Source organism: Aquidulcibacter sp. (assembly GCF_020253525.1).
GTDB lineage: Bacteria > Pseudomonadota > Alphaproteobacteria > Caulobacterales > Aquidulcibacteraceae > Aquidulcibacter.
Genome location: NZ_JADCBK010000140.1, coordinates 1 through 8,603 on the forward strand (window position 1 = coordinate 1; position 8,603 = coordinate 8,603).

An 8,603-nucleotide genomic window follows, 5' to 3' on the forward strand; every position below is an offset into this window, starting at 1 on the left:
AATACCCACGCCACCACCCATGGTAACGCCATCCAAAATGGCGACATAGGGCTTTGGATAATGGGCAATTAAATGGTTCAGCCGATATTCGTGATAGAAGAAGTCACGTGCTTCTTGGCCATCCTTGGCCCCACTTTCGGCCAACATACGAATATCGCCGCCCGCACAAAAGCCGCGCGGCCCAGCATGATCGACCATGACGCCGGTAATGGCAGGGTCTTTTGCCCAAGCCAGCAGAGCTTCGGTCATGATCTTGACCATTTGCCCATCGAGCGCATGGAGCGCTTCGGGTCGGTTCAACGTCAATACGCCCAATTGGCCCTGGGTTGATACCAGAACAGGTGGGGCAAGAGCATCACTCATCGGGTTGCTCGCGCTGCAAAGGCGATGCCCGGGAAGTCAGAGAACACGCCGTCAACGCCTGCGGCCATAAAGGCCTGTGTCTCGGCAATCAGATCGCCATGCTGGGCCAGATAGGTTGGATCTGTATTTTGGCCTTTGCGGAATTCTTCGGCCAAGAAGTAGTTTTCGGCCCGGAAGGTCCAGGGGTGCACCACAAGGCCTGCAGCATGGGCATCCTTGACAAAGCTGGTCGGGCTCAAGGTTCGATTAGCCCCGTCGCGCGGCAGGATCAGGATCTTCTCTGGCCCCACACCATTGGCATAAGTGGCAATCTCCTTCAGGCCAGCGGCTGTTGCCATACTGGCATAGGTGACGCGTGCCTTATCCAGATCAAATGGGCCGCCGTCTTTGGCCATCAATTGCACCAAGGGGGCTTTGGTCTTGGTCCGCAAGCGCTTGAGATTGGTAACTTCAAAACTCTGGATGAAGATTGGGGCATCTGGAGCATCAAGGCCATAGCGCTGAATAAGCGCGAGTAAAGGCGCGTCAAAGGACAGGCCAAGACCTTCAAACCAGCTTGGGTGCTTGGTTTCGGGATAGACACCGATCGTCCGCCCAATCCGTGCGCTTTGCTGTTTGGCAAGCTGCAGCACTTCCTCAAACGTAGGTATTTCAAACTGGCCATCATAAGCCATATTGCCCGGCCGCAATTGCGGCAGACGTTCTTTACAGCGTAGGGTTTTGATCTCAGCCAAGGTGAAATCTTCGGTGAACCAGCCTTCGTGGCGCTCCCCATCGATCACATGCACCTTCTTTCGGTCGGCAAATTCAGGGCGGGCGCTCACATCCGTGGTGCCGCCAATCTCGTTTTCATGCCGACAAACCAAGTGTCCATCTTTGGTCAAAACCAAATCAGGCTCGATAAAGTCTGCGCCTTGATCAATACCAAGTTGGTAGGAGGCCAAAGTATGTTCTGGCCGCAGGCCCGAAGCGCCCCGGTGGGCGATGATGATTGGCTGGGTCATAGACCGACCTCCTTTGATTGGGCGGGACGTAACAGGGCCAGTATGGCCGGAAGCACAAGATGCCAGCACCCCTGCCCCCACAGCCGAACCTAATCCCATCAACACATTACGACGACCGATATGCGCTTTAAAAACCACGATCTAATTCCCTTGCGATGATCACGCGCATAACCTCATTGGTGCCCTCAAGGATTTGATGCACCCGCAGATCGCGAACGATACGTTCTACCTCATAGTCTTTGAGATAGCCGTATCCGCCATGAACCTGCAGCGCCTGATTGGCGACATGAAAGCCTATATCTGTGACAAATCGTTTCGCCATGGCGCATAATTTTGTGGCCTCAGGGCTTTTGGCATCTAGAGCTGCTGCTGCGTGGCGCAAAAACACCCGCGCGGCCTCAAGCTCGGTCGCCATATCCGCCAGCTTGAATTGTGTGGTTTGGAAATTCCACAAGGCTTGGCCAAATTGTTTGCGGTCACGCGAATAGGCAAAGGCCCGCTCTAGCGCATCAGTGGCACCGCCCAAAGAACAGGCTGCGATGTTGAGCCGCCCGCCATCGAGGCCCTTCATGGCAAACGTAAAGCCTTGGCCTTCCTCGCCCAAACGATTGGCAACCGGTACGCGACAATCCTCGAAAATCACTTGAGCGGTTGGCTGGGCCTGCCAGCCCATTTTCTTCTCATTCTTGCCAAAGGACAGGCCCGGCGCATCCTTGGGGACCAATAGCGTCGAAATCCCCTTTGGTCCTGCCTCACCAGTGCGCACCATTACCACGTAGAGGTCTGAAAAACCCGCTCCAGAAATAAAGGCCTTGGTACCATTGATCACATAATCATCGCCGTCACGCCGTGCGCTGGTGGAAAGCGATGCGGCATCAGACCCGGCCCCAGGTTCAGTCAAACAATAGCTGGCAATCATCTCCATACTGGTCAAAGCGGGCAAAAATCTCTGCCGCTGCTCTTCAGAGCCGAACGTGTCGATCATCCAGCTGGCCATATTGTGGATGGACAGAAAAGCCGCATGCGACACATCCCCGCGTGACAATTCCTCGAAGATAATCGCCGCATCTAAGCGGGTAAGGCCAGAACCGCCCACATCATCGCGAACATAAATCCCAGCAAAGCCCAGCTCTGCCAAGGCTTTCAGCGTGGCCCGGTCAAGGGTACCTGCCTCTTCCCACGCCATCGCATGGGGGGCGAGCGAATCTTGCGCAAAGCGACGCGCGGTTGAAATGATTAGATTTTGGTCTTCGGTTGTGTCGTAGGCCATAGCTTAGGAATCCTGTGATGCGGGGCAGCGTAGCCGTTTCGCAATTATGGCGCTACACATACTTCCATGACGACACATCTGCCTCAATCCGCCTTCCCTGCCACCCGTATGCGCCGCAATCGCTTGACCGATTGGCGACGCAGGCTAACCCGTGAAACCCAGTTAAGCGTCAATGACTTAATCTTGGCGATGGTGGTTCACGATGGCACCGAAAGCCGAATTCCAGTGGCTTCTATGCCGGGCACGTTCCGCTATAGCCGCTCTGAGGCTGTCGCGGTGGCGCAAGAGGCCGAAAGCCTTGGTATTCCCATGATTGCGGTCTTTCCTTTCATTGATCCGGCGCTGAAAAATGGCGAAGGCAGTGAAGCGTTTAATCCCAAAGGACTTGTGCCCGAGGTGGTTGCAGCGATGAAAGCCGCAGCCCCCCAAGTGGGCCTCATGACCGATGTGGCGCTCGACCCATTTACAGACCATGGCCATGACGGTCTGATAGATGAAGCTGGCACCATGTTAAACGATCCAACGATTGAGGCTTTGGTGCGCCAAGCGGTGCTGGAAGCCCAATCTGGGGCCGATGTGGTTGCCCCGTCAGACATGACCGATGGCCGCATTGGTGCCATTCGCGCGGGCCTTGATGCAGCAGGCTTTCAAGATGTCGCTATCATGTCTTATGCGGCCAAATATGCTTCTGCCTTTTATGGCCCTTACCGCGATGCGATTGGGTCTAAGGGGGCGCTGAAAGGCGACAAAAAGACCTATCAAATGGATCCGGGCAATAGTGACGAGGCCTTGCGCGAAGTGGCCCTTGATATTGCCGAAGGGGCCGACATGGTCATGGTCAAGCCGGGCATGCCCTATTTAGATATCGTACGCCGCGTCAAAGAAAGCTTTGGTGTGCCCACCTATGCGTTCCAAGTATCGGGTGAATATGCGATGATGGAAGCCGCCATTGCCAACGGCTGGCTGGATGGTGAACGCGTGCGCCTTGAGGCCTTGGCCTGCTTTAAGCGGGCGGGCGCCGATGGCATTATCACTTATTGGGCGATGGAAGCCGCCAAACGGCTGCGCTAAACTTCAGCGTTTTTTAGCTTTAGGTGCAGCCTTTTTCGGTGCCGCGGGGGCTGGTTTCGCTGCGGATGCGGGTGGCAGTTCTGCTGCGCCCAAAACCAAAAGCTCAGGTCGGCGCTTGTCGGAAACGTCGGGCAAAGGCACCATGGAGATCTGGTAGAAGGGCTCTTTCGCGCCACCTGCAAACGAAATGGAAGGCGCTGAGCCAAAATCATCACTGCGCCGCGTGAGCTTTTCATTTTTCAAGCATTTTGCGACTTCATCAGCAAAATTCGTCAAGGCCTGCTCCACGGCGGCCGCATCGGCCTCATCCACCACTGAAGCGCCATAGCATGCAAGTGAAATCGACGAATTATAGACAAAGCGGCAATCTTGAAGCCCCTCTAAGGGCTTTACAATTGTGACCGGGCGCTCTTGCATGGTCCAGATACCTTCGCCATTTCGCACGCGAACCTGGCGCATTTCGGTGGCAACCAAAGACCGAAAGGCGCGTGGGCGGTCCAAAGTCGCCGCCTCAATTTTGGCAATGCCGTCACAGAGGGGCGAGGGCTTAAATGGGGTAGGTGTTTCGGCAATCGCGGCAAGCAATAAATAGGAAAACATCAATCTGGCTTTCTGAAAGACGTGAAACGTTTGGCGAGGCTGGAGGTATCAAGACGCCCACCCCCTGCAGCTTGGATTTCGGCATAATAGCCATCAACCATCTGGGTCAAGGCAAGATCAAGCCCCTTGGCTAGGGCCGCCTCTAAAACGATCCGCAAATCCTTGCGCATCCAGTCGACCGCAAATCCAAAATCATAGCGGTCTTCAACCATGGTCGGCCAACGGTTTTCCATCTGCCAAGATCCTGCCGCCCCTTTTGAGATCGCAGCAAGCACAGCATCGGTATCAAGTTGTTGCGCTTTGGCAAAGGCTACCGCCTCGGCCAAGCCCTGAACGACCCCCGCAATCGCAATCTGATTGACCATCTTGGCCAATTGACCGGCCCCTGCCTCGCCAATCCGAACAATTGTGCCGCAATAGGCGGACAAAACAGGCTTGGCGCGCTCAAAAACCGCCTCACTTGCCCCACACATGGCTGTCAGGCGCCCATTGATGGCACCGGCTTGCCCGCCAGAAACCGGGGCGTCCACCCATTCTAAGCCCGCTTTGGCTGCAGCGGCTGCAAGTTCCTGCGACAGGGCAGCCGAAGTGGTGGTGTGATCGATATAAATGGCACCAGGTTTCATGGCGGCGAAGGCCTCCAAGGCCACGGCGCGGGCATCGGGATCATCGCCGACACAGGCCATCACACAGTCTGCGCCAGCCACGGCCTCTGCACTCGTTGGGGCAACTTCGCCCGAATTGGCGTGCGCCCAAGCCTCTGCCTTAGCTTGGGTTCGATTCCAAACCTTCACCTCATAGCCATTCTTGACCAACCAGCCAGCCATGGGCCCACCCATAACCCCCAGTCCTAGAAAGGCTAGTTTGGGCTGGGTCATGACTTCGCCAAAGCCGAAGTAGAGCCAAATTGGCCGCGGAAATAGGCCAAGCCTTGTCCGTCATGGCGCTGATAGGCTTTGGTTTGACCAATCAGGATGAGATGATCGCCAGCCTCAATCCGCTGCACCACTTCTGTATCAAAGGCAGCAATCGTGCCGGGGAGTATGGGGCTGCCGGTCTTCAGCGCGCCATACTCGCCAGCGGCCAGCTTCTGGTCACCTTTGCCCGCAAAGCGCATGGCCAGATCGCCTTGGCTGTCGGCCAACACATTGATCGCATAGGCGTCGCATTTGGAGAATAGATCAAACGAGTCAGACTTATTGCCTAAACACCACAGCACCAGGGGTGGCTCGAGTGACACCGACGCAAAACTATTGACCGTCAAACCATGGCCATTTCCGTTTGAATCCAAGGTGGTCACGATCGTGACGCCGGTGGCAAAGCTGCCCAAGGCAGATCGATAGTCTTTCAAGTCAAATGTCATTTGTTCTTTCCTGCAAACCTGCTCTTAACCGACATCGTGCATACTTCTCAACACTATCACTGTGAGAAGCACATCATGTCGTCCAACCGGCCAATTATAATTAAAAAAGTCAAGAAGATAGCCGGTGGGCACCATGGCGGTGCCTGGAAGGTGGCCTATGCTGACTTTGTGACGGCGATGATGGCCTTCTTCCTTCTGATGTGGCTGATCAACACCTCCTCGCCCGAACAAAAGCGCGGGATCGCTGATTATTTTGCCCCAGCCAGTGTGTCGGCGTCGACCTCCGGGTCGGGCGGCATTTTGGGCGGTACGGCTTTAGGGGAAGTAGGTGCGATGCAGAAAGGGGCAACACCCATTTTTGAATCGGTTGCACCAGCCAGCCAGCCGCCAAGCCAAGCTGGTGAGAATAGTGGGCAAGGTGCAGCCGACGCTGCCGATAAGGCGGCCGAAGATGCCATTGCGAAGCGCGAACAGGCTGAGTTCCAGCAAGCTGAAATGAGCTTACGCCAAGCCCTGCAGGATATGCCGGAATTGGCCGAAATGTCGCGCAATATCATTGTCGACCAAACCCCAGAGGGCTTGCGCATTCAATTGGTCGACCAAGAGGGCCGGCCTATGTTTGAGCCGGGCTCAACCGTGCCCAATGACCGTGCGCGTCTGATCCTACAGGCGGCGGCGCGGATTATCGAAACGCTACCAAACCGGGTTAGCATCTCGGGCCATACTGATGCGGCACCCAATCCAGACCCGCGCAATTCGAATTGGGATTTGTCATCAGCCCGCGCCAATGCGGCCCGCCGCGTCTTGACGGCTGCTGGTTTGAGCGAGGATCGCATTGCCCAAGTCTCTGGCAAGGCAGGCTCTGATCCCCTCTTCCCGGATGATCCGTATCAAGCCGCCAACCGCCGGATCGCGATTGTGCTGCAACGCGCCTCATCACCCTTACCAGCAGATGGTGGTTTGTAGAATTTTCCACAGACTTCGGGTCATTTTGTCTATTCGGGTCTTGGCCAAAGACTGAGAAGGTTGTTACACTCTTCCAACATGAGCACGGACCCGACTTCACCTGCTGGGCGGATTTCCGCTTCTAAGAACATCAGGTTTTACCTGACCGCTGCCCAGCCTTGCCCTTATCTTGATGGGCGGCGGGAACGCAAAGTCTTTGCCGCTCTCGATGGGCACGATGCGATTGAGCTCAATGACAGCTTAACCCATGCAGGCTTTCGCCGCTCGCAAAATATTGCCTATCGCCCTGCGTGTGACATGTGCGCGGCCTGTGTGTCGGTACGGGTTCCAGCCGCACAATTTGTGTTTTCCAAGCGGTGGCGGCGGGTTCTTGCCCGCAATCAAGATGTTGTTTCCAAGCTTGTTCCAGCCCACGCGACTTATGAACAATATGCCCTGCTTCAGTCCTATCTGAAGGACCGCCATTTTGGGGCGGGCATGTCTGACATGTCGGTGTTTGATTATTCGGCAATGGTGGAAGAAACCTCCGTCCGCACCCACATCATTGAATATCGTGTCGATCATGACGAAGGCCGACTGATTGGCTGCGCGCTGATTGACGCTTTGGCCGATGGGTTGTCGATGGTCTATGCCTTTTTCGACCCCAAAGAGCCCGCCCGAAGCTTGGGCAGTTTCATGATTTTAGATCATTTGCGCCAAGCCCAAGCGGTCAATTACCCCTATGTCTATTTGGGCTATTGGGTGCGGGGGTCGCGCAAAATGGCCTATAAGACCAATTTCCGCCCGATTGAAGCCTTGGGTTCTTCCGGCTGGACCGATTTAAGCCCATTACTCGACAATGCCTAAGCATTGATTCCAAGCATTACTAAGCTAATCGCGGGTAATTCGGTTTAGTGATCCATCGAGTTAGGAAACGTTAAACATTACACGCCACAAGAATTTCAGCGATGTCTTGTGTGTGGAGTAATCTGTTATGCGTCTGTCCTATCTCATTCCTGCCGTGGCGCTGATTAGCAGCCCAGCATTGGCAGATTCTCCGTTTTCCTTTGGTGGCTCGGTTGGCTATGAGTTTCCAGTCAGCGGCAAAATCATTGACGAAACCTCCAGCACCAGCGTCAATCTTACCACTTTGAATGCCAGCCTTGCGGGATCGGGCATTTTGCGGCTGCGCGGCACCGATTTCGCCGACAGTTCTGATGCGCCCCTCAAGGCGACCATTGAAGTGCGCTATGCCTTGACCCAGACCTCTGAAATGTTTGGTGCCCTCACCTATAGCCAAGCCAATGGCAAAAGCGCCAATATCGGCTGTATCGAAATTGTCGTGTCAGGGGCAGCAAGCTGTACCACTCCACTGACCGCAAGCTTTAGCGACTTCAAGCAAATGGGGGTTGAATTGGGCTATCGTCAGTGGCTGGATAGCCCTGTCATGACCGACCGCTTGTTCCCCTATTACACGTTGCGGGCGGGCGTCACCCAAACCGATGCGCTGTCTGCTACAATTGCTGCCTCCACCTCGCTTGTCCCCAATGCACCTATCGGCACCTGGAATCTGTATGACGACAAGGTCACCTATGTGATCGGTGGCGATGTGGGTGCCACCTATCTGATCGCTCCATTCGCCGAAATCGGTGCAGAAGTGGGCGTGCGCTATCATTCTAACCTGTCGGAAGTCGACACCAACCTCACGCCACTCGGCCTTGGGGCTGCGAACGACAAATCAGCCCGCATCACCATCCCCGTTTCGGTCCGCCTGAACGCCGCTTTCTAGACATATCTCGAACACATGCTTGGATCAGGGCGTTTGGGCAACCAAGCGCCCTTTTTGCTGGGTTAGCTATTCCCCCTCAGACCTCCTCCCAACACTTTTAGCCCCGCCAAGAAAAGCCTTGCGAGGGTGCACCATAAAGAGGGGCCGGGGCGCAGGATCTACGCCAATTAAAGTGGGCCAGATTAACGGACTGGCCCG

Annotated in this window: 10 protein-coding genes; 4 read left to right on the forward strand and 6 right to left on the reverse strand. The window is 55.4% G+C overall.

What is annotated here, in order from left to right; all coding sequences use genetic code 11:
• The 3 genes from IOB61_RS14690 to IOB61_RS14700 form a co-directional block, all read right to left on the reverse strand.
• Positions 1 to 363 (reverse strand): enoyl-CoA hydratase/isomerase family protein (locus IOB61_RS14690; RefSeq protein WP_290818316.1); only part of this gene is annotated, 363 nt, incomplete at its 3' end.
• Positions 360 to 1,367 carry a glycerophosphodiester phosphodiesterase gene (locus IOB61_RS14695; protein WP_290818319.1) on the reverse strand — a complete coding sequence of 336 codons (1,008 nt, stop codon included), beginning with the start codon at positions 1,365 to 1,367 and terminating at the stop codon, positions 360 to 362. The genes IOB61_RS14690 and IOB61_RS14695, both read right to left, overlap by 4 nt.
• Before the next feature lie 127 nt (positions 1,368 to 1,494).
• Positions 1,495 to 2,637 carry an acyl-CoA dehydrogenase family protein gene (locus IOB61_RS14700; RefSeq protein ID WP_290818322.1) on the reverse strand — a complete coding sequence of 381 codons (1,143 nt, stop codon included), beginning with the start codon at positions 2,635 to 2,637 and terminating at the stop codon, positions 1,495 to 1,497.
• Between the two features lie 66 nt (positions 2,638 to 2,703).
• On the opposite strand from IOB61_RS14700, the gene hemB reads away from it, so the two are divergent.
• Positions 2,704 to 3,708: a porphobilinogen synthase gene (hemB, locus tag IOB61_RS14705; protein ID WP_290818324.1), complete on the forward strand. Its 1,005-nt coding sequence runs from the start codon at positions 2,704 to 2,706 to the stop codon at positions 3,706 to 3,708.
• Positions 3,709 to 3,711: 3 nt separating this feature from the next.
• On the opposite strand, the gene IOB61_RS14710 is transcribed toward hemB, so the two are convergent.
• The 3 genes from IOB61_RS14710 to IOB61_RS14720 are packed head-to-tail and all read right to left on the reverse strand — an operon-like array spanning position 3,712 to position 5,671.
• The gene (locus IOB61_RS14710; RefSeq protein ID WP_290818327.1) at positions 3,712 to 4,308 is read right to left on the reverse strand and encodes a hypothetical protein; all 597 of its coding nucleotides are present in this window, start codon (positions 4,306 to 4,308) and stop codon (positions 3,712 to 3,714) included.
• Positions 4,308 to 5,186 (reverse strand): NAD(P)-dependent oxidoreductase, encoded by an 879-nt coding sequence (locus tag IOB61_RS14715; protein ID WP_290818332.1) that lies wholly within the window; start codon positions 5,184 to 5,186, stop codon positions 4,308 to 4,310. Before IOB61_RS14715 ends, IOB61_RS14710 begins: the two co-directional genes overlap by 1 nt.
• Positions 5,183 to 5,671 carry a flavin reductase family protein gene (locus tag IOB61_RS14720; protein ID WP_290818335.1) on the reverse strand — a complete coding sequence of 163 codons (489 nt, stop codon included), beginning with the start codon at positions 5,669 to 5,671 and terminating at the stop codon, positions 5,183 to 5,185. Before IOB61_RS14720 ends, IOB61_RS14715 begins: the two co-directional genes overlap by 4 nt.
• Before the next feature lie 75 nt (positions 5,672 to 5,746).
• Here IOB61_RS14720 and IOB61_RS14725 point away from each other — a divergent pair, with 75 nt between their 5' ends.
• The 3 genes from IOB61_RS14725 to IOB61_RS14735 all read left to right on the forward strand — a co-directional run bounded on the left by IOB61_RS14725 (position 5,747) and on the right by IOB61_RS14735 (position 8,405).
• Positions 5,747 to 6,637: a flagellar motor protein MotB gene (locus IOB61_RS14725; RefSeq protein WP_290818338.1), complete on the forward strand. Its 891-nt coding sequence runs from the start codon at positions 5,747 to 5,749 to the stop codon at positions 6,635 to 6,637.
• Between the two features lie 78 nt (positions 6,638 to 6,715).
• Positions 6,716 to 7,483 (forward strand): arginyltransferase, encoded by a 768-nt coding sequence (locus IOB61_RS14730; RefSeq protein WP_290818341.1) that lies wholly within the window; start codon positions 6,716 to 6,718, stop codon positions 7,481 to 7,483.
• Positions 7,484 to 7,610: 127 nt separating this feature from the next.
• Positions 7,611 to 8,405, forward strand: coding sequence for a hypothetical protein (locus tag IOB61_RS14735; protein ID WP_290818344.1), 795 nt, complete (start codon positions 7,611 to 7,613; stop codon positions 8,403 to 8,405).
• Positions 8,406 to 8,603 lie beyond the last annotated feature (198 nt).